The 24,760-nt window shown below is 65.7% G+C and carries 19 protein-coding genes and 5 pseudogenes; 7 read left to right on the forward strand and 17 right to left on the reverse strand.

The window, feature by feature from the left end:
- Positions 1 to 31: 31 nt before the first annotated feature.
- The 3 genes from OL239_RS12780 to OL239_RS12790 form a co-directional block, all read right to left on the reverse strand.
- Positions 32 to 427, reverse strand: a complete 396-nt coding sequence (locus OL239_RS12780) for a hypothetical protein (protein WP_268909271.1) — start codon at positions 425 to 427, stop codon at positions 32 to 34.
- Positions 428 to 600: 173 nt separating this feature from the next.
- Entirely contained in the window at positions 601 to 1,641 is a 1,041-nt protein-coding gene (locus OL239_RS12785) for a hemolysin family protein (protein WP_268909272.1), read from the reverse strand.
- Positions 1,638 to 2,987, reverse strand: a complete 1,350-nt coding sequence (locus OL239_RS12790) for a hemolysin family protein (protein WP_268909273.1) — start codon at positions 2,985 to 2,987, stop codon at positions 1,638 to 1,640. Before OL239_RS12790 ends, OL239_RS12785 begins: the two co-directional genes overlap by 4 nt.
- Before the next feature lie 292 nt (positions 2,988 to 3,279).
- On the opposite strand from OL239_RS12790, the pseudogene OL239_RS12795 reads away from it, so the two are divergent.
- Both OL239_RS12795 and OL239_RS12800 read left to right on the forward strand, forming a co-directional pair.
- A pseudogene (locus OL239_RS12795) lies at positions 3,280 to 4,526 on the forward strand (thiolase family protein).
- Positions 4,526 to 6,670 carry a 3-hydroxyacyl-CoA dehydrogenase NAD-binding domain-containing protein gene (locus OL239_RS12800; protein ID WP_268909274.1) on the forward strand — a complete coding sequence of 715 codons (2,145 nt, stop codon included), beginning with the start codon at positions 4,526 to 4,528 and terminating at the stop codon, positions 6,668 to 6,670. Before OL239_RS12795 ends, OL239_RS12800 begins: the two are co-directional and overlap by 1 nt.
- A 74-nt stretch (positions 6,671 to 6,744) precedes the next feature.
- On the opposite strand, the gene OL239_RS12805 is transcribed toward OL239_RS12800, so the two are convergent.
- The 7 genes and pseudogenes from OL239_RS12805 to OL239_RS12830 all read right to left on the reverse strand — a co-directional run bounded on the left by OL239_RS12805 (position 6,745) and on the right by OL239_RS12830 (position 15,863).
- Positions 6,745 to 7,722: an aldo/keto reductase gene (locus tag OL239_RS12805; protein WP_268909275.1), complete on the reverse strand. Its 978-nt coding sequence runs from the start codon at positions 7,720 to 7,722 to the stop codon at positions 6,745 to 6,747.
- A gap of 273 nt (positions 7,723 to 7,995) precedes the next feature.
- Entirely contained in the window at positions 7,996 to 8,313 is a 318-nt protein-coding gene (locus OL239_RS12810; protein WP_268909276.1) for a hypothetical protein, read from the reverse strand.
- Positions 8,314 to 8,394: 81 nt separating this feature from the next.
- On the reverse strand, positions 8,395 to 9,243 hold the full coding sequence (locus OL239_RS12815) for an NmrA family NAD(P)-binding protein (RefSeq protein WP_268909277.1): 849 nt from the start codon (positions 9,241 to 9,243) through the stop codon (positions 8,395 to 8,397).
- 41 nt (positions 9,244 to 9,284) lie between these two features.
- Positions 9,285 to 11,257: pseudogene (gene dxs, locus OL239_RS12820) on the reverse strand (1-deoxy-D-xylulose-5-phosphate synthase).
- A 179-nt stretch (positions 11,258 to 11,436) separates the two neighbouring features.
- A complete protein-coding gene (locus OL239_RS20230; RefSeq protein ID WP_442864305.1) occupies positions 11,437 to 12,054 on the reverse strand; it encodes a hypothetical protein in 618 nt (205 codons plus the stop codon).
- Positions 11,982 to 14,261 carry an aconitate hydratase AcnA gene (acnA, locus tag OL239_RS12825; RefSeq protein WP_442864144.1) on the reverse strand — a complete coding sequence of 760 codons (2,280 nt, stop codon included), beginning with the start codon at positions 14,259 to 14,261 and terminating at the stop codon, positions 11,982 to 11,984. Before acnA ends, OL239_RS20230 begins: the two co-directional genes overlap by 73 nt.
- Before the next feature lie 277 nt (positions 14,262 to 14,538).
- Positions 14,539 to 15,863, reverse strand: a pseudogene (locus tag OL239_RS12830) (class I SAM-dependent RNA methyltransferase).
- 138 nt (positions 15,864 to 16,001) lie between these two features.
- Between OL239_RS12830 and OL239_RS12835 the strand changes: the two are divergent.
- Positions 16,002 to 16,675: pseudogene (locus tag OL239_RS12835) on the forward strand (potassium channel family protein).
- Positions 16,672 to 17,337, forward strand: coding sequence for a potassium channel family protein (locus OL239_RS12840; RefSeq protein ID WP_268909278.1), 666 nt, complete (start codon positions 16,672 to 16,674; stop codon positions 17,335 to 17,337). The pseudogene OL239_RS12835 and the gene OL239_RS12840 overlap by 4 nt, the downstream one beginning before the upstream one ends.
- 56 nt (positions 17,338 to 17,393) lie before the next feature.
- Here OL239_RS12840 and OL239_RS12845 read toward each other — a convergent pair whose 3' ends face one another.
- From OL239_RS12845 to dut, 4 genes are read right to left on the reverse strand one after another with little or no spacing between them, the layout of a single operon-like run.
- On the reverse strand, positions 17,394 to 18,152 hold the full coding sequence (locus OL239_RS12845) for a DUF3159 domain-containing protein (RefSeq protein WP_268909279.1): 759 nt from the start codon (positions 18,150 to 18,152) through the stop codon (positions 17,394 to 17,396).
- The gene (locus OL239_RS12850; protein WP_268909280.1) at positions 18,149 to 18,508 is read right to left on the reverse strand and encodes a hypothetical protein; all 360 of its coding nucleotides are present in this window, start codon (positions 18,506 to 18,508) and stop codon (positions 18,149 to 18,151) included. The genes OL239_RS12845 and OL239_RS12850 overlap by 4 nt, the downstream gene beginning before the upstream one ends.
- A 3-nt stretch (positions 18,509 to 18,511) precedes the next feature.
- Positions 18,512 to 19,252, reverse strand: coding sequence for a DUF3710 domain-containing protein (locus OL239_RS12855; protein ID WP_268909281.1), 741 nt, complete (start codon positions 19,250 to 19,252; stop codon positions 18,512 to 18,514).
- A 59-nt stretch (positions 19,253 to 19,311) separates the two neighbouring features.
- Positions 19,312 to 19,761: a dUTP diphosphatase gene (dut, locus tag OL239_RS12860; protein WP_268911759.1), complete on the reverse strand. Its 450-nt coding sequence runs from the start codon at positions 19,759 to 19,761 to the stop codon at positions 19,312 to 19,314.
- A 217-nt stretch (positions 19,762 to 19,978) separates the two neighbouring features.
- Here dut and OL239_RS12865 point away from each other — a divergent pair, with 217 nt between their 5' ends.
- A complete protein-coding gene (locus OL239_RS12865; protein ID WP_268909282.1) occupies positions 19,979 to 20,443 on the forward strand; it encodes a DUF3093 domain-containing protein in 465 nt (154 codons plus the stop codon).
- 20 nt (positions 20,444 to 20,463) lie between these two features.
- Here OL239_RS12865 and OL239_RS12870 read toward each other — a convergent pair whose 3' ends face one another.
- Positions 20,464 to 20,766, reverse strand: a complete 303-nt coding sequence (locus tag OL239_RS12870; protein ID WP_268909283.1) for a DUF4193 domain-containing protein — start codon at positions 20,764 to 20,766, stop codon at positions 20,464 to 20,466.
- A gap of 338 nt (positions 20,767 to 21,104) precedes the next feature.
- Between OL239_RS12870 and sepH (OL239_RS19580) the strand changes: the two are divergent.
- Both sepH (OL239_RS19580) and sepH (OL239_RS12875) read left to right on the forward strand, forming a co-directional pair.
- Positions 21,105 to 21,383: pseudogene (sepH, locus tag OL239_RS19580) on the forward strand (septation protein SepH); the annotation flags it as partial.
- Positions 21,384 to 21,502: 119 nt separating this feature from the next.
- Positions 21,503 to 22,570, forward strand: a complete 1,068-nt coding sequence (sepH, locus tag OL239_RS12875; RefSeq protein ID WP_329609217.1) for a septation protein SepH — start codon at positions 21,503 to 21,505, stop codon at positions 22,568 to 22,570.
- Positions 22,571 to 22,765: 195 nt separating this feature from the next.
- Here sepH (OL239_RS12875) and OL239_RS12880 read toward each other — a convergent pair whose 3' ends face one another.
- On the reverse strand, positions 22,766 to 23,521 hold the full coding sequence (locus tag OL239_RS12880) for a thymidine kinase (protein WP_268909284.1): 756 nt from the start codon (positions 23,519 to 23,521) through the stop codon (positions 22,766 to 22,768).
- 2 nt (positions 23,522 to 23,523) lie between these two features.
- Positions 23,524 to 24,759 (reverse strand): alkaline phosphatase family protein, encoded by a 1,236-nt coding sequence (locus OL239_RS12885; RefSeq protein ID WP_268909285.1) that lies wholly within the window; start codon positions 24,757 to 24,759, stop codon positions 23,524 to 23,526.
- Position 24,760: the final 1 nt, after the last annotated feature.

Here is a 24,760-nt window from a genome sequence, read left to right on the forward strand (position 1 = left end):
TTTAGTTCACGCGCAGGAACCCACGCACGTCTCAGACCAGCATTAGAAAGAAACCAGCCAGCGTGCAGGCTGCGCCGACGGCCGTCAGCGTCCAGCCCACCGCCAGGGCCGGATTTTCTTCCCGGGGTTCACCCAGACCCCATCGAGCGGGATGACAGGCATCATAGTGCAGTGCAACGACGGTTCCCGGCTCGAGCCCGCGGGTTTGTTCGGCGGTGTGCAGGGAAAGACGAGGAGTGCTCTCGCCGTCTGACCAGCGAAGTCCCTTGAAACCTCCGGCTTCAAAGACTTCAGCCGTGGTGCTGATCCATACACATCTGCGCCTCCTGATGGCCCGGCCGATAAGCACCAGCGGAATGCCTGCCGCCAGCCCCATCCAGCTTAATAATTCCAGGATGGACCCAATCACGTCTGCGGCTTCCGGCATGGTGAAATTTTATGCCCGAAAAGTGTCCGCCGGGCACCCGACTCTCCCGTTGGTCTGACTTTCAGAACCACACCTTCACCTTCGGTTAACGATGCTGATGCCGCCAGGCTGCCCGCAAGGGCAACCGGCGGCATCGGCCCGGTTATCGGTTGGACGGGGAAGGAAACCCGCGGTTACACGGTGGTGGCGTCCTGGACCTCACCAACGAGTTCCTCGATGATGTCCTCGAGGAACAAGACGCCGGTGGTGTTGCCCTCGGCGTCGAACACGCGGGCAACATGGGCACCGGTGCGGCGCATGGTGGCCAGGGCGTCCTCCAGCTCGCTGCCCCGGAAGGCCGATGCGAGGCGGCGGATGCGCTTGGCGGGAACGGCGGCAGTGAACTTCTCCGGCACCGTCAGGTCCATGACGTCCTTCAGGTGCAGATACCCGCTGGGCACGCCGTCTTTGTCGGTAAGGATGTAGCGGGAGTATCCGTGGCGGCCTACCGCTTCCTGAATGTCCGCAGGCGTGGCCGACTCCGGAAGCAGCACCATACTGGCAATCGGAACCTCGACATCAGCCACGGTCTTCGAGGTGAACTCGAAGGCGGCGCTGAGGGTGCCGCTGGTGTCGGAGAGCATGCCCTCACGAGTGGACTGCTCCACGATGTTCGCCACTTCGTCCATGGTGTAGGCGCTGGTGGCTTCGTCCTTGGGCTCCACCTTGAACAGGCGCAGCACGCCGTTGGCGATGCCGTTCAGCGACCAGATTACCGGCTTGAAAATCCGGGCCACCATCACCAGCGGAGGAGCCAGAATGAGTGCGGCGCGGGTCGGAACGGAGAACGAGATGTTCTTGGGCACCATTTCACCGATGACCACGTGCAGGAACGTCACCAGCAGCAGCGCCACGGCAAACGCGATAATGCTGATCATTTCGGCGGAGAGCGAAGTAAGCCCCAGCGGGATTTCCAGCAGGTGGTGAATCGCAGGCTCGGAGACGTTCAGGATCAGCAGGGAGCAGACAGTGATACCCAGCTGGGCTGTGGCCAGCATCAGCGTAGCGTGTTCCATGGCCCACAGAGTGGTTTTCGCCGCCTTGGAGCCGGCTTCGGCCTTCGGCTCAATCTGAGAGCGCCGGGCTGAGATGACGGCAAATTCCGCACCTACGAAGAACGCATTGACGGCCAAAAGGACGAAAAGCCAGATAATTCCGGGAAGATATTCACTCATGCCAGGTCCTTCGTGAGCTCGTCAATAATCTGGTCGTGGGTGCTGGGCAGCGCCCCCTCCGTGGGGGTGTAGCGCAGCCGTTCCACATGGGTGCCAACGACGCGTTCCACGCGCAGGACACCGTTATTGACGGGCACTTCATCACCCAGTTCCGGAATGCGGTCCAGACGGTCCGTGACGAAACCTGCCAGGGTGTCATATTCCTCGCCCTCGGGAACCAGGACGCCGGTGCGCTCGCGCAGCTCATCGGGGCGGAGCGACGCATCGAAGGACAGGGACCGGCCGCTGCGGACCACGCCAACGCGGGCACGGTCGTGCTCATCCTCCAACTCGCCGACAATCTCCTCGACGAGGTCTTCCAGGGTCACGATTCCGGCGGTTCCGCCGTGTTCATCGGAGACGACGGCGACCTGCAGGCCCTGCTGGCGCAGGAGGCCCAGCAGGGAATCGACGCCCATGGACTCGGGGACCCGGAGAGCCTCGACTTTGAGGTCGGCTGCCGTGACGCTGCCGCGCTCGGCGAGGGAAACGGCAAACGCCTGCTTGACGTGAAGAACGCCCAGAATGTCATCGGAGTCGCGTCCGATTACGGGGAACCTGGAGTATCCGGTCGAAATGGCCAGCTCAATGATCTGCTCCGCCGTATCGGTTGACGCCACTGAACGCATCCGGACCCGGGGGGTCATGACGTCGGCCGCGGTGTGTTCGGAAAAGCGCAGCGTGCGGCTGAGCAGCTGTGCGTGGTCCAGATCCAGGACGCCTTCCAGTGCGGAGCGGCGAACGAGGGAACTGAGCTCTTCGGCTGTCCGTGCTCCGGAGAGCTCTTCTTTCGGCTCGATGCCGAAGGACCGGATAATCGCGTTGGCAGTGTTGTTGAACAGGAGAATGACGGGTTTGAACACCGTGGTAAACACGGTCTGGAATGGCACCACTACCTTAGCGGTTCCCAGCGGCAGGGCCAGCGCGAAGTTTTTCGGGACCAGTTCGCCAATGATCATGGAGAACACCGTGGCCAGGAAGATACCAATAACGGCACCTGCTCCGCCCACAAATGCTTCCGGTATTCCCAGGGACAGCATCGGCTCGCGCAGCAGGGAGCTGATCGCCGGTTCAAAGGTGTACCCCGTCAGCAGCGTCGTGAGCGTAATGCCCAGCTGAGCGCTTGAGAGGTGAGTGGAAGTGATCTTGAGTGCTTTGATGGTGGGGGCAAGGCGCTTTTCGCCTTGAGCCTGCCGTGCCTCCAGGTCATTGCGGTCAAGGTTGACCAGCGAGAATTCCGAGGCAACGAACAATCCCGTGCCGACCGTAAGAACGAGGCCAACCGCGAGCATGATCAATTCATACATTGGGGCGCCCTCTCTGGTTGTGGCCGAAGAATCGGTCAGAGCATGGAGGGGCGAGGGTTTATGTGAAGGGGGTCATCCATAGTTAGACGATAGTACGTGAAAAAACTAGGAAAAAGCTGGGAACACTTCCGTTCGCTCTGAGATGAGAGGATCCTGCCCCAAATCTCCCTGCCTGTCCCCGGTTTCGGTTAGTGTCGACGCGAAAGTCCCCACTGTTTGCAGGCCATGTTACCGACGAGTAACATCGGAGTCCGGACAGTGTTCCGTTTCATATCTCAAAGAGGAGTTGTACGTGAGCCCACAAAGCCGAGCACGGCAGATCAGGGACGTTGTTTTCGTAGACGGAGTCCGCACTCCCTTCGGAAAAGCCGGCGAGAAAGGCATGTACGCCGGGATGCGCGCCGATGACTTGGTGGTCAAGTGCATCCGCGAGCTGATGCGCCGCAACCCCTCGCTTCCCCCGGCACGCATCGACGAGGTGGCCATCGCCGCGACCACCCAGACCGGCGACCAGGGCCTAACCATCGGCCGCACCGCCGCACTGCTGGCCGGCCTGCCACGCACCGTGCCCGGCTTCGCCATTGACCGCATGTGCGCCGGGGCCATGACCGCCGTGACCACCACGGCGTCGGGCATCGGTTTCGGCGCGTACGACGTCGTCATCGCCGGCGGGGTGGAGCACATGGGCAACCACCCGATGGGCCAGGATGCCGATCCGAACCCCCGTTTCGTGACTGAACGCCTCGTGGACCCGGCCGCCCTGAACATGGGCAACACGGCGGAGAACCTGCACGACCGCTTTCCGAACATCACCAAGGAGCGCACCGACGCCTACGCCGCGGCCAGCCAGGAACGGCTTGCCAAAGCCTACGCCAACAACTTCATCCAGCCGGACCTGGTGCCCGTCGCCTCGAAGAAACCCGGTACCGGCTGGACCCTGAACTCCGTGGATGAAGGCCCCCGCCCCGGCACCACTGTCGAGGACCTTGCCGGACTCCGCACCCTTTCCGCGCGCACGGCCGGGTCACCGCCGGCAATGCCTCGGGCCTGAACGACGGTGCCACCACCGCGCTGCTCGCCTCCGCCGACGCCGCCGAGGAACTGGGCCTGCCCGTGAAGATGCGCCTGGTCGGCTATGCCTTTGCCGGCGTCGAACCCGAGGTCATGGGCTACGGACCGGTTCCGGCCACCGAAAAGGTCCTGAAGCAGACCGGGCTGTCCATCGAGGACATCGGCCTGTTTGAAATCAACGAGGCCTTCGCCGTGCAGGTGCTCTCCTTCCTGGACTTCTACGGCATCGCCGACGATGATCCCCGGGTCAACCGCTACGGCGGCGCCATCGCCGTCGGGCACCCGCTGGCCTCCTCGGGCGTGCGCCTGATGAACCAGCTGGCCCGCCAGTTCGCAGAAGACCCGACCGTTCGCTACGGCATGACCACCATGTGCATCGGCCTTGGCATGGGCGCCACCATCATCTGGGAAAACCCGAACCACCCCGACTACAACACCGACACCGAGTCCACGGAGGCCACAAAGTAATGACTTCAAGCGATTACCAGCAGCTGGCCGGACACTTCCCCACCGAGGTCATCACCCATTCCTACGTCTCGGACATTGCCCTGCCCGGCGGGGCCGGCACCTTTGCGCTGATCACCCTGGACAACGACGTCGACCACTCCCGCCCAACCACGCTGGGCCCCAACACCCTGCTGGAATTGGGCACGGTGCTGGATTCCCTGAAAGCGCGCGCTGAAGCAGGCGAGATTGTCGGGGTCGGCGTTACCGGCAAGCCGCATTACCTCGTTGCCGGTGCTGACCTGTCCGCTACGCAGAAGCTGGCGTCCTACGAGGACGGCCTGGCCATGGCCCGGCTCGGCCACGAGGTCTATGGAAAGCTGCAGACCCTTGGCGTGCCCAGCTTCACCTTCATCAACGGCGTGGCCCTGGGCGGCGGGCTCGAGATTGCCCTGCAGTCCAACTACCGCACCGTCTCCACCGGCGCCGGCGCCCTGGCCCTGCCGGAAGCCTTCATCGGGCTGGTTCCGGGCTGGGGCGGCGTGTACCTCCTGCCGCGCCTGATCGGGCCCGAGAACGCCGTGAAGGTGATGATCGAGAACCCGCTCAGCAATAACCGGACACTGTCGGGGCCGGCAGCCTTCAAGCTCGGCATCGCCGACGCCATGTTTGAGCCGGCCGATTTCGTGGAGCAGTCCCTGGCTTGGGCCGCCCGCGTCATCACCGGCGAGGAAACCGTGTCACGCCCCAACGCCGCCGATGCGGCCACGTCGGCAGAAGCCTGGGACGCCGCCGTCGCCCACGGCCGCGCCGTGGTGGAAGCCCGTACCTCCAACGCAGCCCCGGCCCCCGCGAAGGTGCTGGACCTGCTCGAAGCCGGCAGGAACTGGACCGCCGAGCAGTCCCGCGATGCCGAGTGCGCAGCACTGGCTGACCTGATGCAGACACCGCAGTTCCACTCCACGGTCTACGCGTTCCTGGACCTGGTCCAGAAGCGCGGCAAGCGGCCCGCCGGCGCACCCGACAAGAAGCTGGCACGTCCGGTGTCAAAGGTGGGTGTGGTTGGAGCCGGACTCATGGCCAGCCAGCTCGCACTGCTGTTCGCCCGCCAGCTCAAGGTGCCCGTGGTGATGACCGATATTGACCAGGCACGGGTGGACAAGGGTGTGGGCTACGTGCACGCGGAGGTGGACAAGCTGCTCGCCAAGCAGCGCATCTCCCCCGACGCCGCCAACCGCACCAAGGCACTGGTCACCGGTTCGGTTTCCAAGCAGGCGTTCTCCGACGCCGACTTCGTGATCGAGGCCGTCTTCGAGGAACTCTCCGTGAAAAAGCAGGTGTTCGCCGAGGTGGAGGCCGTGGTCTCCCCCGAGTGCATCCTGGCCACCAACACGTCCTCCCTGTCCGTAACGGAGATGGCCGCTGACCTGCAGCACCCCGAACGGGTCGTGGGCTTCCACTTCTTCAACCCGGTGGCCGTGATGCCGCTGCTGGAAATTGTGCGCGCCCCCAAGACCGACGACGCCGTGCTGGCCACCGCGTTTGTCCTGGCCAAGGCACTGAAGAAGACCGCCGTGCTGGTCAAGGATGACGCCGCGTTTGTGGTCAACCGGATCCTGGGCCGCATGTTCGGCGAGATCACCGCCGTCTTCGATGAAGGCACCGACGCCGCGACGGCGGACAACGCGCTGCGCCCCATGGGCCTGCCGATGTCCCCGTTCACGCTTCTGGCCCTGGTGGGCCTGCCGGTGGGCCAGCATGTGCAGGAGTCCCTGCACGCTGCCTTCGGAGACCGGTTCTGGCTCTCGGAGAACTCGCAGAAGATCATCGACGCCGGCATCACGTCGCTGTGGCAGAAGGACGACAACGGGAAGCCGTACATCCCGGAGGAAACCCTGGCGCTGCTGTCCTTTGGCACCACGCCGTCCACCTCCGAGGAGGTCCTGCGCCGCACGCAGGATGCCCTGGCGGACGAGATCGGCCGCATGCTGGATGAAGGCGTTGTGGCAGGACCCGAGGACATCGACCTGTGCATGATCCTGGGCGCCGGCTGGCCGATGCACCTGGGCGGCATCACGCCGTATCTGGACCGTGTAGGCGCATCCGAGCGCGTGAACGGAAAAAGTTCCATGCGGCTGCTCAGGCTGCCGCCTAGCTTCCGCCCCTAAGCATGGCCGCGTCCGCGGTGTGCCGAAGGCCCCGGCAACCGGTCCTTCGGCACACCCGGGGGTGAAGCAGGCGCTTAGAACAAAGCAACCTTCGGCGTCTGGGGGAAGATCCGGTCGAGTTCTTCCAAATCCTTCTCGGACGGATTCCAGGACGCTGCGTCGGCATTCTGCTGCACCTGCTCCACCGTGGTTGCCCCGGCAATGACGGAGGAAACGGCAGGCTGCGCGGCGAGCCAGGAGAATGCCACCTGAACCTCGGTCAACCCCCGGTTCTTTGCGAAGGTTCCAAACTCGGCAAGCTGGTTAAAGTCCGCTTTGTCCAGCAGGTTCTGCCGGGAGTGGGTGAGGCGGCTGCCCTCAGGGGCCGAACCGGAGCTGTACTTACCGGTGAGCAGGCCGTTGGCCAGCGGGAAGTACGGCAGGATGCCCAGCCCGTAGGCCTCGGCAGCCGGAACAACCTCAAGCTCGGCCCGGCGGTCCAGCAGGTTGTAGTGGTTCTGGGCCGAGATGAACGGGGTGTATCCGCCCATTCGGGCCGTGAATTCAGCTTCGGCGATTTGCCAGCCGGAACGGTTGGAATGCCCGATGTAGCGCACCTTGCCGCTGGTCACCAGATCATCCAGTGCCGCCAGGGTCTCGTCGATCGGCGTCAGCGGGTCCGGAGTGTGGAACTGGTACAGGTCTATCCAGTCGGTGCCCAGCCGGCGCAGCGAGGCCTCGGCGGCCCGCACGATGTACCGCCGGGAACCCCGGGCGTCAAAATCCCGCCCGTTGGCGCCCTTCATATCCATGCCGAACTTGGTGGCCAGCACGACGTCGCCGCGCCGGGCGCCCAGGGCCTTGCCCAGCCGTTCCTCGCTCAGGCCCGGAACCGCACCGTACGTATCGGCTACGTCAAAGAGCGTAATGCCGGCGTCAATAGCGGCACTGACGACGGCGTCGGTCCCCGCCTGGTCTTCGGTCCGGGTTCCGGAGCGCCCCAGGTTGTTGCAGCCAAGCCCAACGGTTGACACGGTCAGGCCGGAATTGCCAAGTCTGTTATATGAAGTCATGGTGCCCACGGTACCGAATTCCGCCCGGTGGTGCGCCCAACGGCTGTCGAGTGGCGCAATCATGCCGCATCTACCCGTCGAAAGTCGAGATGTTGCTGTTCCCGCGCGCTCTAAGGGAAAACAGCGCGACAGTCGAAGCGCCGAAGCACCATCAAGTCGACACTCGACACTCGACACTCGACGCCCGACACAGCCGGGACAGCCGGGACAGGGCGGGATCAGACTGGATCAGGCAGACTCAGTCAGGACAGGGACGGCGCCTGCCGAAGCCGCTCATCCCATGAAGGGGAAGGGGTTCGTATTGGGACCCGGAGCCTTGTCCGTCTCCATGATGTATTGAATGGGGATGGGCCCGGTGGGCTGCACGCCCTCGTAAACCCGTTCGGAATGACGGGTCGCCTCCGGAACGCCAGCCTCGCGGACCGCCCCGTAGAAGTGCTGCACGGACGCCGGCTCCCTGCCGGCGTTCTCGCACCAGATGATGTACATGCCGTACAGGTCCGATGCAGGGACCGATTCGGTCTCGTCGAGCCCGGCCATAGTGCATTCGTCGAGGAAGCGGGATACGTGGTCAAGATTCTGCTCAGCCATACTCCGACCCTAGGCAATAACCCCACCAAACCGGAAGCCGTGGGGCACCAATTGGTCATACCGTAAAGACGGCACGCCAATTCAGCGCTGCAGGAGGTACTCTTCCAACCCCACCGCCGGCTGGCCGGTCAGGTCCTGCACATCGGAGCTGACCTGGGCCATCTGTCCGGAAGCAATGGCGGTGTAGGTGCTGACCCACGCCTCAACCTGCCAGCGCGCCACACCGCTCATTTTCCGCGACGCCAGGGCTTCCTCGTAGGTTTCGTTGTGGTACGTCACCGTGGACCCGGTGGCGCGGGTGAGGATGCCGGCAATCTCTGCCAGGCTCAGCGCCTCGGGACCGGTGAGGTTGTAGACGGCTCCCCGGTGGGCCTGCGGATCGGCGAGAATGCGGGCGGCGGACCGTGCGACGTCGGCCCTTGCCACAGCTGCCACGCGACCCGAACCGGCAGGGCCGCGCAGCACACCGTCGCGCCCCACGAACGTGGGCAGGACATCCTGGTACAGGCAATCCCGCAGGAAGGTGTACTCCGCCCCCTTGGATTTGATGTACTCCTCCGTGTCCCAGTGGTCCCGGGCAAGCGTGAAAACCGCAGCCGGTGCCGCGCCCACGAAGGAGGTGTACACGATGTGCCGTACACCGGCCTCGACCGCCGCATCAACGAAGGTTCGCTGGTCCCGGCTGCGGTAAATGCTCTCTGAGGCAGACACCATGAACAGCGTGTGCACGCCCTGGAGGGCCGGGACAGAGTGCTCCCGGTCCGAGTAGGACACCGCATAGGAGGGGGTTCCGGTCAGCTCCGGCAGCCGGGCAGTGTGCCGCGCCAGCAGGCGCTGCCGGATGCCGGCCCCGGCCAGCAGCCGGGCGACCGCCCCGCCGAGGGCGCCGGTGGCGCCGGTGACAGCCACTTCCGGTTGTTCCTGTGCCATGGCGGTTCCTCCTTGCGGTTGCCTCCGCGCCGGGCGGGAGCCTACTGGATTTTCGGGATTTGCCCGGTCGGCATTTCCTGTCCGGGCAGGGGCCGGGCAAAGGGAACCTTGGTGCCGAGGACCTGCGCAACGACGTCGTTGGCCACCTGCCGCGCCGTCAGGCCCACCCGCTCCAGGACTTCGCCCCGGGTGCCGTGGTCAAGGAACTCCACCGGCAGCCCAACTTCGTTCAGTGCCGTGTCCACTCCGGCTGCCCGCATTTCCTGGCGGATCCGTGATCCTACGCCGCCGGCGCGCACGCCGTCTTCGATGACAATGACAATGCGGTGCTCCGCCGCCATGCGGATGATCGAACGCGGCACGGGCAGAACCCAGCGCGGATCCACGACCGTTGAGCTGATGCCCTGGGCACCAAGCCGGTCCGCCACCTGCAGGGCCATTTCGGCCATGGCACCGACACTGACGATCAGCACGTCGTTGGACTTCTCGTCGGAAGGACGCCGCGCGAGAATGTCCACGCCGTCGGAGGTGCGTTCCAGCGCCTCCACGTCCGGTCCGACTGTTCCCTTGGAGAAGCGCACCACACTGGGGGCATCATTGATGGCAACGGCTTCGCGCAGTTCCTCCTTGAGCCGGGTGGCGTCGCGCGGCGCGGACAGGTGCAGGCCGGGCACGATCTGCAGCATGGACATGTCCCACATGCCGTGGTGGCTTGCACCGTCGGGGCCGGTTACGCCGGCGCGGTCCAGCACGACCGTCACGCCGGCCTTGTGCAGGGCCACGTCCATCAGCAGCTGGTCAAAGGCACGGTTCAGGAAGGTGGCATAGAGCGCGACGACGGGATGCAGCCCGCCGAATGCCATGCCGGCCGCGGAGGTGAGGGCATGCTGCTCGGCGATGCCGACGTCGAACACCCGCTCCGGATGCTTTTCGGCGAACCGGTGCAGACCCACGGGAATCAGCATGGCCCCGGTGATTCCGACAATGTCCTCCCGCTCATCGGCAATGTCCGCGATCTCGGTGGCAAAAACCGAGGTCCAGGACTGTTTGCTGCCCGGTTCCACGGCCTTGCCGGTCTCCGGGTCGATGACGCCGACGGCGTGGAACTGGTCTGCCACGTTGGCGCGCGCCGGTGCGTAGCCGCGGCCCTTTTCCGTCATGGCGTGGACCAGCACGGGGCCGTTGTAGTTGCGTGCCTTCGTCAGTGCACGTTCAACGGCTGCCATGTCGTGGCCGTCAATAGGGCCGATGTACTTCAGTCCCAGGTCTTCGAAGAGCCCCTGGGCGCCCACCAGTCCTTGATGCCGCGCTTGGCGGCGTGCAGGCTGTGATAAGTGAAACGGCCCACCGGGCCGCCGTTCTGCAGGCGGCTCTTCCACCAGCCCAGCGTGTTCTCGTACACCCGGTGGGTGCGCACGGTGTCGAGGGTGGGCCGCATGGACGCCAGGTAGTCGGCAACCCCGCCGATCGTCGGCGCGTAGGAGCGGCCGTTGTCATTGACCACAATGACAACACGGCGGCGCTGGTCGGCGGCAATGTTGTTCAGCGCTTCCCAGGCCATGCCTCCGGTCAGGGCGCCGTCGCCCACCATCACCACGGTGTACCGGTCCCCCTCGCCGGTCAGCTGCCGGGCACGGGAAATACCGTCCGCCCAGGACAGGGAGGACGAGGCGTGCGATGACTCCACGATGTCGTGCATCGATTCGGCCCGCGACGGGTACCCGGACATCCCGCCCTGCTGCCGGAGCGTGGAGAAATCCTGGCGGCCGGTGAGGATCTTGTGCACGTAGGACTGGTGCCCGGTGTCGAAGACAATGCTGTCCCGCGGCGAGTCGAAGACCCGGTGAATCCCCACGGTCAGCTCGACGACACCAAGGTTGGGGCCGAGGTGGCCGCCGGTCTGGGCAACATTGCTGATGAGGAATGACCGGATTTCACCGGCCAAGCGTTCCAACTGCTCCGTGGAGAGTCTGCTCAGGTCCCGCGGATCACGGATGGTTTCCAGAAGTCCCAACGGGCGCCTCCCTGCTTCAGGCAACGGCACTGCACACCGTCACAACGGTTTAACTCTAACGCTTGACGGCATGCCCCCGGTTCCAAATGCGCAAGAGCCCCGCCGGCCAAGATGGAAATCTCGGCCGGCGGGGCTCTTCACGTCAAAGGCTCCGGAATCGGTCCTTTGGACGGCGACTGCTACTTAGCGGTGATCTGGCGCAGTACGTACTGCAGGATGCCGCCGTTGCGGTAGTAATCCGCTTCACCCGGGGTGTCGATGCGCAGGACCGCTTCGAAGGTGATGGCCTCGCCGTTCTCGGGCGTGGCGGTGACCGTGACGGTCTTGGGCGTGGTGCCGTTGTTGAGTTCCGTCACGCCGGAGACAGCGAAGGTTTCCGTACCGGTCAGACCCAGGGATTCGGCGTTGACGCCGGCCGGGTACTGCAGCGGAAGGACGCCCATGCCGATGAGGTTGGAGCGGTGGATGCGCTCGTAGCTCTCGGCGATGACGGCCTTGACACCCAGCAGTGCGGTGCCCTTGGCAGCCCAGTCACGCGAGGAACCGGAACCGTACTCCTTGCCCGCCAGGACAACCAGCGGAATGCCGGCTTCCTGGTAGTTGACCGAAGCGTCGTAGACGGCTGCCTGCGGTGCATCAGCCTGGCTGAAGTCGCGGGTGAAACCGCCTTCGACGCCGTCGAGCAGCTGGTTCTTGATGCGGATGTTGGCGAAGGTTCCGCGGATCATGACTTCGTGGTTGCCTCGGCGCGAGCCGTAGGAGTTGAAGTCCTTGCGCTCGACACCGTGTTCCAGCAGGTAGCGGCCTGCAGGGGTGTCGGACTTAAGGAGCCGGCCGGGGAGATGTGGTCAGTGGTGACCGAATCTCCGAGCTTCAGCAGGACGCGGGCGCCCTCGATGTCGGAGACGGGCTCCGGCTGGGCCTTCATGCCCTCGAAGTACGGGGGTTTCCGGACGTACGTGGACTCCGTATCCCACTCGAAGGTTGCGCCTTCGGGGGTGGGCAGGGACTTCCAGCGGTCGTCGCCTTCGAAGATGGTGTCGTAGCTGTTGCTGAACATCTCCTTGTTGATGGAGGCATCGATGATTTCCTGGACCTCAACCGGGTTCGGCCAAATGTCCTTCAGGAAAATGTCGTTGCCGGCTTCGTCCTGGCCCAGCGGGTCATTCTCGAAGTCGAAGTCCATGGTGCCGGCCAGGGCGTAGGCCACGACGAGCGGCGGCGAGGCCAGGTAGTTCATCTTCACGTCCGGGTTGATCCGGCCTTCGAAGTTGCGGTTGCCGGAGAGCACGGCGGTGACAGCCAGATCGGCTTCCTGGATCGCGGTGGAGATTTCTTCTTCCAGCGGACCGGAGTTGCCGATGCAGGTGGCGCAGCCGTAGCCGACCACGAAGAAGCCAAGCTTCTCCAGGTACGGGATCAGGCCGGACTTCTCGTAGTAGTCGGTGACTACCTTGGAGCCCGGAGCGATCGACGTCTTGACCCACGGCTGGGCTGCGAGGCCCTTTTCGACGGCGTTGCGGGCCAGCACTGCTGCGGCCATCATCACCGACGGGTTGGACGTGTTGGTGCAGGAGGTGATCGAGGCGATCGACACGGCGCCGTGGTCCAGCTCGAAGCTGCGGCCGTCAGCCATGGTGACCGGAACAGCGTTGCTCGACCGCTCGGCCGGCGCATCCTGCTTGGCAACCAGGTCGTGCTCTTTGTCTTCGATCTTGGTGCTGCCCTCGGTGAACGAAGGAGCGTCCGATGCCGGGAACGTCTCTTCCAGTGCGGCGTCGACGGTGCCGTCTTCGGCTTCAACGCTCTCGTGGACGTAGTTCTTGAGGTCGTTGCGGAACTGCGACTTGGCGTTGGTCAGCTCCACCCGGTCCTGCGGGCGCTTCGGTCCGGCGATGGAGGAAACAACGGTCGAGAGGTCCAGTTCCAGGTACTCGGAGTACTGGATGTCCACGGACGGGTCGTGCCACAGGCCCTGTTCCTTGGCGTAGGCCTCGACGAGGTCGACGCTTTCCGGCGAACGGCCGGTAAGGCGCAGGTAGTCCAGGGTGACGTCGTCGATCGGGAACATGGCGGCGGTGGAGCCGAACTCCGGGCTCATGTTGCCGATGGTGGCGCGGTTGGCCAGGGGAACGGCGCCGACACCTTCTCCGTAGAACTCCACGAACTTGCCGACCACACCGTGCTTGCGCAGCATTTCGGTGATGGTCAGGACGACGTCGGTCGCGGTGGCGCCGGCCGGGATCTCACCGGTGAGCTTGAAGCCGACAACGCGCGGGATCAGCATGGAAACGGGCTGGCCGAGCATGGCTGCCTCGGCCTCGATGCCGCCAACGCCCCAGCCGAGCACGCCCAGGCCGTTAACCATGGTGGTGTGGGAGTCGGTGCCGACACAGGTGTCGGGGTACGCGCGCAGCACGCCGTCAACTTCGCGGGTCATGACGGTGCGGGCCAGGTACTCAATGTTGACCTGGTGGACAATGCCCATGCCCGGGGGAACAACCTTGAAGTCGTCGAAGGCAGTCTGTCCCCAGCGAAGGAACTGGTACCGCTCACCGTTGCGCTGGTATTCGATTTCCATGTTGCGCTCAAGGGCGCCGGCGTTGCCGAAGGCATCAATCTGCACGGAGTGGTCGATGACCATTTCAGCCGGGGCGAGGGGGTTGACCCGCTTGGGGTCTCCGCCCAGTTCCGCCACTGCTTCACGCATGGTCGCCAGGTCCACGATGCAGGGGACACCGGTGAAGTCCTGCATGATCACCCGAGCGGGGGTGAACTGAATTTCGGTGCTGGGCTCTGCATTGGCATCCCACTGCGCAAGGGCGCGCACGTGGTCTGCGGTAATGTTCGCACCGTCTTCGGTGCGGAGCAGGTTCTCCAGCAGGACCTTGAGGCTGAACGGAAGGCTCTGTGCGCCTTCGACGGAATTCAACCGGAAAATTTCATATTCGTTTCCGCCGACGTTTAGTACGCCTTTGGATCCGAAGCTGTCCACATTAGTCATAATAGGACTCCTCTCGCCACCGTTTTATCTTTGTCCAGCGGTCCGCGGCATGCCAGTTAGGACTCCCTAACCGACCGCCACGGGGGACGGCGGGGAAAATGGTGGACTATTTTCGCTGCCGGGAAACCCCCTGCCGAACGAAAAACTTTCCCCGCCGCAAAGCAGGCGAAGTCTCCCCAACACGGCGCGGATCTGCACAACTGCTCTTATACTATCCGCTACACGCGCCTGTGACCTTGGAGGCGTGCCCGGGAGTCGCCGCCGGACACGCCCGCCGTTACCCGGCCGGCTGGTCCGCGCGGGTCAGGACCGCGAAGGATTCCATGTGGTGGGTGTGCGGGTACAGGTCGAAGACCCGCAGGGAGTCCAGCGTCCAGCCCAGGTCCTGGAAATAGGACACGTCGCGGGCGAAGGAGGCCGGGTCGCAGGAAACATAGCCGACGGCGCGGGGCGCGGCGGCGTTGATCCGCCGGACAACGTCCTTACCGGCGCCGACGCGCGGCGGATCCAGCAGGACGACGTCGAGCCGGCCCTCGTAGGCGGCCAGGGCCTTGTCCACTTTCCCCTGCAGGATTTCCACGTGCGGTGCGGCGAAGAGGTTCTTCCGGGCATCCCGGCTCGCTCCCGGGGAAGCCTCGACCGACAGCACGCGGCCGGACTCTCCGGCGGCGTCGGCCAGCGGTGCGGTAAACAGGCCCGCCCCGGCGTACAGGTCCGCGATCTGCTCCCCCGGCTGGATCTGCAGTCCGTCGAGCACTGCTTCAACCAGGGTGCGCGGCGCGCTGCGGTGAATCTGCCAGAACCCGGCTCCGGTGACCCGGTAGTCGTGGCCGGCTGCGCTTTCGGAAACCCAGGTCCGTCCGCGCAGGCGGGTCAGGGTGGAGGATTCCGGGTCCCAGGAGGCAATGGAAATGCCTGCGGGCAGGGCGGAGGCGATGCGTCCGAGCGCCTTGGGGTGGGCGCCGGCAGCGGGAATCAGCAGCACCAGGGGCGCGCCGGTGGCCGGCACGGCCACCTCAACCCGGAAACGCCGCTGAAATCGATGTCCCAGAGCTGCAGGCCGTTGACGGCTTCCACTGCCAGCGGCATGCGCTGGACCGGGATCAGCTCCTCCGAGCGGTGCGCGTGCATGGCAAGCCGTCCGCCCGGAGCCACCGAAAAGCTGGCGCGGGTTCGCCAGTGCAGGCCGTCGGCGCGCTCGTCGGCTGCGGGTTCGACGGTGACCGGGCGGTCCACTGAGGCCAGCCGGTTCAGCTGCTCGGCAAAGATCTGCGCCTTGAGTTCACGCTGCACTGACAGCTCAATGTGGCCAAACTCGGCGCCGCCCACCGGAAGCCGGCCGCGGGAGGCGGCACGCAGCGCATCGGCCTCAGCCCAGAAATGCTCCACCCGGCCCGGAGCCGGTTCCAGCACCTCGGTGACGTCGGCACGCCAGAACTTGGCGCCGTCGGCGGCGTCGGTGAGCCGCGCGCGGACGCGTTCGCCCGGCAGGGCATGGCGAACGAAGACCACACGCCCTTCGTGGCGGGCCACAAAATGGCCGCCGTGCGCGGGTGCACCGATGGTCAGTTCAATCTCGGATGCGGTGGTGTCGGTCGTCATAGTGCCGGATACTTCCTGATGGAGCCTAAAAGACCATCACATCATGCCCAGGCCCCGGTGCATATTCGCGCGGCCGGCGGGGTCTATGCTGGCGCTTTGGCTTTTTTTCGTTATCAATGAGCAGAACCGAGGTAGCAGGTGGCCCACTACGTCATCATGGGGTGTGGACGCGTTGGCGTGTCCCTGGCCCACACGCTGGACAATGCCGGGCACACGGTGGCCGTCATTGACCAGGACGAGAGGGCCTTCCGGCGCCTGCGCTCCACCTTCAGCGGCCTCCGGGTCACCGGCGTCGGCTTTGACCGGGGCACCCTGTCGGAAGCCGGAATCGAGGATGCGTACGCTTTCGCCGCGGTCTCCTCAGGTGATAATTCCAACATCCTGGCGACCCGTGTAGCCCGCGAGACCTTTCATGTCCCGCACGTCGTGGCGCGGATCTACGATCCCGGGCGGGCCGAAATCTACCAGCGGCTCGGAATTCCCACGGTGGCTGCCGTCCGCTGGAGCGCGGACCAGGTGCTGCGTCGCATCCTCCCGGAGCAGAGCATCAACGGGGATTTCCGCGAGTCCTCCGGCCGGCTCATCCTGGGCGAGCTGTCGCTCCATGAAGGCTGGCTGGGAAGCACACTGAGCTCGATTGAACAGGCGGCCCGGGTTCGCATCGCCTATGTCACCCGCTTCGGCGAGGGGACGCTCCCCGCCCGGACACCAGTTACCAGCAGGGAGATGTCCTGCACGCCATGATGAACGTGGACCGCACCAGCGAGATCAGCCGCATCCTCTCCGCTGCGCCGGTAAGGGAGAACCAGTGAAAGTCGTCATAGCCGGAGCCGGCAGCGTCGGATCATCCATTGCCAAGGAACTGCTCTCGCACCACCATGAGGTGCTGCTCATCGATGAGAAGCCCGAGGTTGAAGGGCGGAGCGAGTTGGTGAATGCGCAGTGGCTGATCGGCGATGCCTGCGAGCTGACCACCTTGAAGGACGCCAATCTGGACGAGGCCGACGTCGTGGTCTCAGCCACCGGTGACGACAAGGTCAACCTGGTGGTCTCGCTGCTGGCCAAGAGCGAGTTCGGCGTGGCCCGCACCGTGGGCCGGGTCAACAACCCGAAGAACGACTGGATGTTCGACGACTCCTGGGGAGTGGACGTCGCCGTCAGCACGCCGCGGCTGATGACGGCCCTCGTGGAGGAAGCGGTGGAAGTGGGTGACCTGGTGCGGCTGCTGACCCTGCAGGGCGGAGTCGCCTCCATGGTGGAGTTCACCGTGCCGCTGGATTCACCGCTCACGGGCAGGACCATCGGCTCCATCGACTGGCCGGCCGACACCACGGTGACCGCCATCCTGCGCGACGACGCTCCGATCACTCCCAGCAGCGACGACGTGATCGAGCCCGGAGACGAGCTGTTCTTCATCTGCACCATTGCGGCCGAGGATGACCTGCGCACCGTGCTGCTGCCCGGGGCACCCTAGCCGGATTTCCCGGCCCGGCATCCCGTCCCGCGCGCGCCCGGGCGGCCTCCGGGCAGTTAGCCGCGCGGTTGGCCCGGGGTGTCCAGGGCGCCCTGCGGCCGCGAAACCATCCAGGCCAGCCACAGCCCCAGCGCATACAGCGGAACCCCCATGGCCAGGCGCATAGTGCCCAGCGCGGCGACATTGTCCGCCAGGTACAGCGGCAGCTGCACGCCCAGGCGCAGGGCAAACACGGCGGCGATAATCCACGTTGCCACCGAGTACGCCCGGATCCGTTTCCGGTCCGCATGCCAGTCCAGGTTTTCGCCCCGGATGAAACCGAACAGGAGCCCGGCGACCGGCCAGCGGACAATGATGGAAACAATGAACGCCAGAATGTAGCCGGCGTTAAGGAAAAAACCGGGCAGGAAAAACTCGGTGCCGCTTCCGCTGCGCAGCGCCACGACCGCACAGATGACGACGCCGAGGACCCCGGTGAGGGACTGCATCAGGGGACGCTTCTGGACCAGGTTGGCCACGGAGAACACGGCGGCCGAGGCCACGGCGGCGCCCAGTGAGACGTACAGTCCGGACGTCAGCGTGAAAATCAGGGTGAACAGCAGCCCCGGCACGATGGCTTCCGCGAGTCCGCGCACTCCGCCAACGGACTTCAGGACGTCGATTTGTCCGTCGTCTCCGCGCTCGACTCCGGCCTTGGCCGCGTAGGCACCGGCAACGTCGCCGAAGGTGGGCTGCTCGCCGGCCGGCGGGTTTCCGGCCGCAGGATCTGCCGCCTGCCGGGATTCGGGCAGCTCGCTGCCGGGTCGCTCAGTCATGTTTCGTTCTCCGGACGTCCGATAATTTCGTAGCGTGGATTGTAGATCGTGGGGTAGCTGTCCACTGTACTGACCATGCCTTCAAAGGCGAGCCGGGTGCCGGCAACCACTCCGGGGACGCGGCGCTGACCCACCCACACGAGCCGGACACGGGCCTGCGGATTCCGTGCCGGCGTATCGCGGTATGCGGCATCAACGTCCTGCACCATGGCGCTGAACCGCGGCGGCTCCGTTGCCGGGACCACGGTGATGGACTGCACGTAGCCGCCGCTGTGCACGCGGCCGCGCGCGGGCAGGGAACTGACGGGGACGGGATTGTCCCGGTTGGCCGGAGTTGCCGGCCGCTGTGGCGGCATGGACTAGCCGATGGTCGTAATCTCGGGTCCGCGCTCCGGCGGAGCAGGCTTGGCCGCCTGGGCGGAAGGCCGGGGCAGCGGCGATGCGTCACGCGGGAGACGCAGCTGCAGCAGGTCGCGCGGCGGCAGCGGCTGCTCGCCCCGGACCACCACAACATTCCGGAAAACCTCTTCCAGCGGACCGGCCGCCGCGGGATCCAGGGCCGCCGGGCCGCCGAACACTCCGCGGAGGAACCAGCGCGGACCGTCCACGCCAACAAAGCGGGCCACGCGGTAACCCTTGGAACCGTCCTGCGCCTGGGCGGGGACCTTCGCCAGCAGTTCGGTTCCGAAGACGCCTTCAAGCTCGTCAACGGTCCCGCCCTGCGAACCCACCGACTTGCCGATCTGGTTTCGGATGTCGTCCCACAGGGTTTCCGACCGCGGCGCGGCGAAGGCCTGCAGCTGCAGGCTCGAACCGTTCAGGTCCAGTGTCACTGCCACTACCCGCTGGGTCTTCTCTTCCACCTCAAGGCGCAGCTGCAGCCCCTCGGCCGCAGCGATGCGCAGGGCACCCAGGTCAACGTAGCCCTCTTCGGACGGCTTGTCCGCCGCGTCCCACGGGCCGGACGAAGGCGCGGTGCTGCCGCCGCCGGCCGGCGTATCCACGCCGGAATCCGCAGCCGGCTGTTCGTCGCCGTCCTGCACCTTCCCGTCCGGCTCGTGCTTGTCCTGCTTGTTCTTCCTCAGTCGCCCAAATGCCATGACCGGGTTCCTCTCTCTCATAGGGAGGGCCGCACGCTGCTGCCCCCCGGACAGCCGCTCTAGGCAGGCAGTGCAGTAAAACCGCCAGTGGACCCGAAACCGCCGGTGCCCCGGGCGGAGCCGGACAGTTCCTCCACGAGTTCAAATGCCGCAGTCTCCACCCGCTGGATCACCATCTGGGCAATCCTGTCACCCCGGACAAGACTGATCGGCCGGGACTTGTCGGTGTTGAGCAGCGTAACGCTGATTTCGCCGCGGTACCCCGCGTCGACGGTGCCCGGGGCGTTAACCACGGTTAGGCCGTGCTTGGTGGCCAGGCCGGAGCGGGGATGAATAAACGCCGCATAACCAAAAGGAAGTGCCAGCGCGACGCCGGTGGGAACGAGCATTCGTTCCCCGGGTTCCAGGACAACATCGATCCGGGTTCGAAGGTCGGCACCTGCGTCACCGGGATGCGCGTACGACGGCGGTTCCAGTTCGTCGTCGAGCATTTTCAGCTGCACGGTCATGGTGGGGCCTGGTTCAAGCACCGGTATCTCCGACTTCCCTCGAGTGTTCCTTTTCGCCTCCCGCTCGGGGCCGCGTGGGCGTTCCCGGAAGCTTCCCGGGAATACCGCACCTCACTTTAGCGCGTTTTCCTGACGCTTCTCCGTGCGCCCTGCGGCCGCATTTGGCCGGCCGCTCCCCCAAGATGAAATACCGGCGCAAAGGTGCCAAGCTAAAGACATGTCATCCCCCTCTGCCCAGACCTCCCCCGAGACCGTACTGTACTCCGAGCGGCTCCTGCCTTCGTTTGGAATCTGGGCGCTTGTCCTCTTCGCCTCATGCTCATCCATTTTCGTTTTCCTGCCGATCAGCCTGCAGGCCGGCATCATCGCTGCCGTCGTCGTGGCCATCATCATCACGGCCCTGCTGCTGCTCAACACTCCGGTCATCCGGGTTACGCCCGACACGCTGCAGGTGGGGCGGGCACAAATTGAACGGCGCTTCGTCGGTTCCGTGGAGGGCTTCCGCGGGGATGACGCGACGTTCCAGCGCGGCCGCGGCCTGAACGGAACCGCTTTCATGTGCTTCCGCGGCTGGATCTCCCCCGTGGTCCGGATCGAAATCACCGATCCCGCCGACCGGACGCCGTACTGGCTCACCTCCACGCGCCGGCCGGAAGAGCTGGTCCGCGCGCTCAGCAGCTAGGCTTCCCCGGCACCGGCACCTCAGCCTTCGCAGTCTGTGCAGAAAATGAGGCCGTCTTTTTCCAGTGCTATCTGGGAGCGGTGCCGGACCAGGAAGCATGATGCACAGGTGAACTCGTCAGCCTGCGGCGGCAGGACCCGCACCAGCAGCTCCTCGCCGGAAAGGTCGGCACCCGGAAGTTCGAAGCTGTCCGCGGTCTCGGTTTCGTCTTCATCCACGACCGCCGACTGGGTGCCGGCAGTGCGCCGGGTCTTCAATTCTTCCAGTGATTCCTCACTGATGTCCTCGTCGGTCTTACGCGGCGCATCATAGTCAGTCGCCATAATTCTTACCCTCACCATCCGGTTGAGTTGGGTTGGTTGCGGCGAGCCCGCCGGTAGTTAGACCGGCTTGCTTCTTTGGCTCGGAGGTATCAACGCAACGGCGTGTCCGTTTGTGCCCGCAATCTCCAGATTTTTGCTGACGGAGGAGCAAATAGCTACAGCCGGGCCGCACAGCCGCCTCCCCTCAGCCCAAGGTTCTTCCTTCGAAGTTCGCCCGGCCAAAAAATCAGGGCTCCGGGACCCCCTGATTCGCGCCACACCCTTGCAAACAGTAGGCATTCGGCCCTGCGGGTGGCATTGTTTCCAGAAGGAATTGCTATCGGGTGGAGGATTGGTTCATGCAGGATCTACGTCTCGTGGGTGTCCATGAGGGTGGCGAGCATTTGCTGCTCAGCGGCAAGGGCGGGGAAACTTTCCGGCTTCACATGGACGAAGCGCTCAGGGTGGCGGTTTCCCGCTCCGTGCACCGGACCACTTCCGCGCCGGAACGGCCCGAGGGCCCGGCCATGACTCCGCGCGATATCCAGGCCCGGATCCGTTCCGGGGCCAGCGCCGAGGAGGTCGCGGAGATTTCCGGCCTCGACCTCGCGCACATTCGCCGCTACGAGGGTCCGGTCCGCGCCGAACGCGACTATGTCGCCCGTCAGGCCCAGGCCGTGGAAGTTGCAGCCCGCTCTCAGCCACCCACGACGGCTACCGCAGCACGTTCGGCGACAGCCCCGTCAACCTCGGCGATATGGTCAACCACCGCCTTAAGGCCTTCGGCGTGGACCCCGACGGCGTCGAATGGGACGCATGGCGGCGGCCGGATTCCACCTGGGATGTGGTGGCACGGTTTGACCTTGGCAGCGATTCCCAGGTTTCGGTGGGCGAGGAGCCTCCGGCCCGCTGGACCTTCAGCCCGCTGCGTAAGAGCGTGGCCAATGCCAACCGCTGGGCCCAGCTGCTCAGCGAGCTGGAACCCCTGGACTCCCCCGTGCCCTCCCGCCGGCTCACCGCGGTGGCCGACCGCGTGTTCGACTTCGAAGCCGTAGCCCCGCCGGAAGCCGACGGCGCCGAGGCCGGCGATGAGGACACCGACAACCTCCTCGAAGTCCTGCGCTCCCGCCGCGGCCAGCGGCTCGGCGCCGATGAGGACGGCGACGACGCCCTGGCAGCCCTGCTGGCCAAGGGCAGCATCCCGGCAGCCCATCCCCGCGACGGACACACCGAGCTCGACGACTCCGCATCGCCCCGCCCCCGCACCGGACGCGTCTCCCTGGCGCCCGCCGCCACAGACAGTGCAGACGCGCCCGACGCACCCGATTCACTCCGCCTGACGGACGGGGTGAGCCCCGGAACACGGGAAATCAGTGTCCTCGCCCGTCCGTTCCGCCGCCGCGGCGACGCGGCAGCAACGCCGGGCAGGGGTACTTCCGAGGAAGACACGGCCGGTGGCGACGCTGCCTCCGCCCCCGCCGCGGAAGAACCCGGCGCGGCAGCATCCGGTCCGCAGGCGCCGGCGGCAAAGGCCGGCGTGGAGTCACCGACTACCACTGAGGCAGCGGTGGTCAATGACCCGCCGGCCGTTCCGGACAGCGCCTCGCCTGCCGCCGGCCGGAGCAAGGCCAAGACCGCCGGGCGGAAGGGCGGACGCACCGATTTCCCCTGGGACCGGATGAGCTCCGGCTCTCCGCGGAACGACGTCACCGGTTCCGACAGCACGCCCAAGGGCGAGGATCCCGCGGACAAGCGGACCATCAAGCCCAAGCGCTCATCGGTTCCCAGCTGGGACGAAATCGTCTTCGGCACCAAGGGCGACTAACCCCGAGGGCATGACCGTGGCCATCAATGCCCTCGACACCCTGCGGTACCTGCAGAAGACCCACCCGGCAGGCGGCCCAACAGCGTTTCGATCCGCAGTACGTTCCAGCCGGGGCGGCAGGCGCGGCATCCGGCGTGGGCACCCTGTTTCCACATCCGGCCGTTGAAAGCGGAACTCCCCGGAACCTGAGCTTGCTCAGGACACGTGCGGATGCACCGCGCAGACGTCCAAGTCCGCCGGTGCCTGCGCTGCCGCGTCGGAAATGGACCGGGCCTTGTGCGCGGTAACCCGGCGCATGTAGTGCCGGCGGCACAGGGTCTCGTAGCCAACCACCGGGACGGTCTCCACGGCATCGGCAGCGAACAGGGGTTCCTCCGTGACGCCGGCAGCCAGGCCGGCTGATCCTGCGGCCGGGGCGTGCTTGCCGACGTCGCCCACGACCACCTGGTCGCCCTCCACCACCATGGTGCCGTCCACGGTGCGTGCGTTATGGGTGGCCCGGCGGCCGCACCAGCACAGGGCCCTGACCTGCAGCACTTCCATCCGGTCCGCCAATTCGATCAGGCGCTGGGAGCCGGGGAACAGCCGCGTCCGGAAGTCCGAGGTAATGCCAAAGGCGAAAACGTCAGCGCACAGCTCATCCACCACCCGGGCCAGCTGTTCCACCTGTCCGGCGGAATAGAACTGGGCTTCATCGCAGATCAGGTAGTCGACCGGGTAGCCCGCACGCCGGCGCTCGGTCACTTCGTCCCAGAAGTCCGTGGCATCAGTGACTTCCACTGCAGCGGTGCGCAGTCCCAGCCGGGAGGAGATCACTGAATCTCCGGCACGGTCGTTGCGGCTAAAGAGGATGCCGCCGCGGCCGCGGGCACTGTGGTTGTAGTCCATCTGCAGGGCCAATGTGGATTTGCCGCAGTCCATGGTGCCGGAAAAGAAAACGAGCTCGGCCAACGTTACTTCTTTCTCCCGCCGGCCTGTGCCCCGGGTTTACGCCGTGCCTCGGGCGCGGCGAGCTGCAGCAGCGGAACTTCCCGCTCGGCGCGGGTCAGGGAGCCGTGCTGGCCCACCACTTCCAGTGAGGAGGACTTCATGCGCCGCAGGTCATACAGTGCGATCGGCTCACGTGCCAGGATCAGCACGTCACCGATGCGCGGCAGCACGGACCCGCTCACGACGGGTCCGAAATAGCCGGCGTCGACGGCTTCCTCACGGGTGGCGATCCAGATTTTGCTGCCGTAGGCGCTGCGCCAGGCGTCCATGAGCTGCTGCCGGTCCGCTTCACCGGTGCCCGGTTCCAGGTACAGATGCACCATGCGCGGTTCCCCGGCGGTGTGGCGCACCCCCGCAACCAGCGCCGGTTCCCCGGAAAAGTCGTACCGGTGCTCCGGAGCGATGTCCACCATGCCGTGGTCGGCGGTGAGCAGCAGCAGGGTGTCGGCCGGAAGGCGTGCGGCCAGCAGCTTTAGGGCACTGTCCAGCTCCTCAAGCTGGAAGCCCCACTGCGGCGACTGGGCGCCGTACTTGTGGCCGGCTTTATCCAGCTCGTTCCAGTACAGGTACATCAGCATCCGCGGCGCGCCGGCCAGGGCCTGGGCCGCTGCGGCCACCCGGGCATGGACGCCGGTGGCGCCGATGAATTCGCCGCCGCGCAGGGCCGCACGGGTCATGGCGGAGTCCTCGAAACGCGGAAGACTGACGGAGGCCACCGGAAGGTGCTCGGCGGCGCGTTCCAGGACGGTGGGGCAGGGCTGCCAGCGCGCCGGGTCCACCCCGGGATCCCAGTTCCCGAGCATGTTGACAACCTTGTCCTGCTCCGGATCCAGTACGTCATAGCCCACCATGCCGTGCTCGCCCGGCGGCAGCCCGGTGCCCAGCGAAGCAAGCGACGCCGCCGTCGTGGTCGGAAAGGCAGCCGTCAGGACGCGGGCCGAAGGCAGGAAGCCGCGCAGGAACGGAGCGTGCCCGCCGCGCTGCTTGAGCAGCGACCAGCCCAGTCCGTCCACCATGACCACGCACACGCGTTTGGCGGCCGGCAGGTTCAGGGTGTTCTCAAAACCGGGAACGCCAAGCACGGCAGCCGAGCTGGTCAGGACGTCGGCAACGCTGCTGCGGCCGTACGCCGGTGCCGGCGGCAGCCGTTCACCGGTGGGAGGGATGGAGGCGGGACCAGTGCCGGAAGGCGAACTCATG

Source organism: Arthrobacter sp. ATA002, from assembly GCF_026898095.1.
Lineage (GTDB): Bacteria > Actinomycetota > Actinomycetes > Actinomycetales > Micrococcaceae > Arthrobacter_B.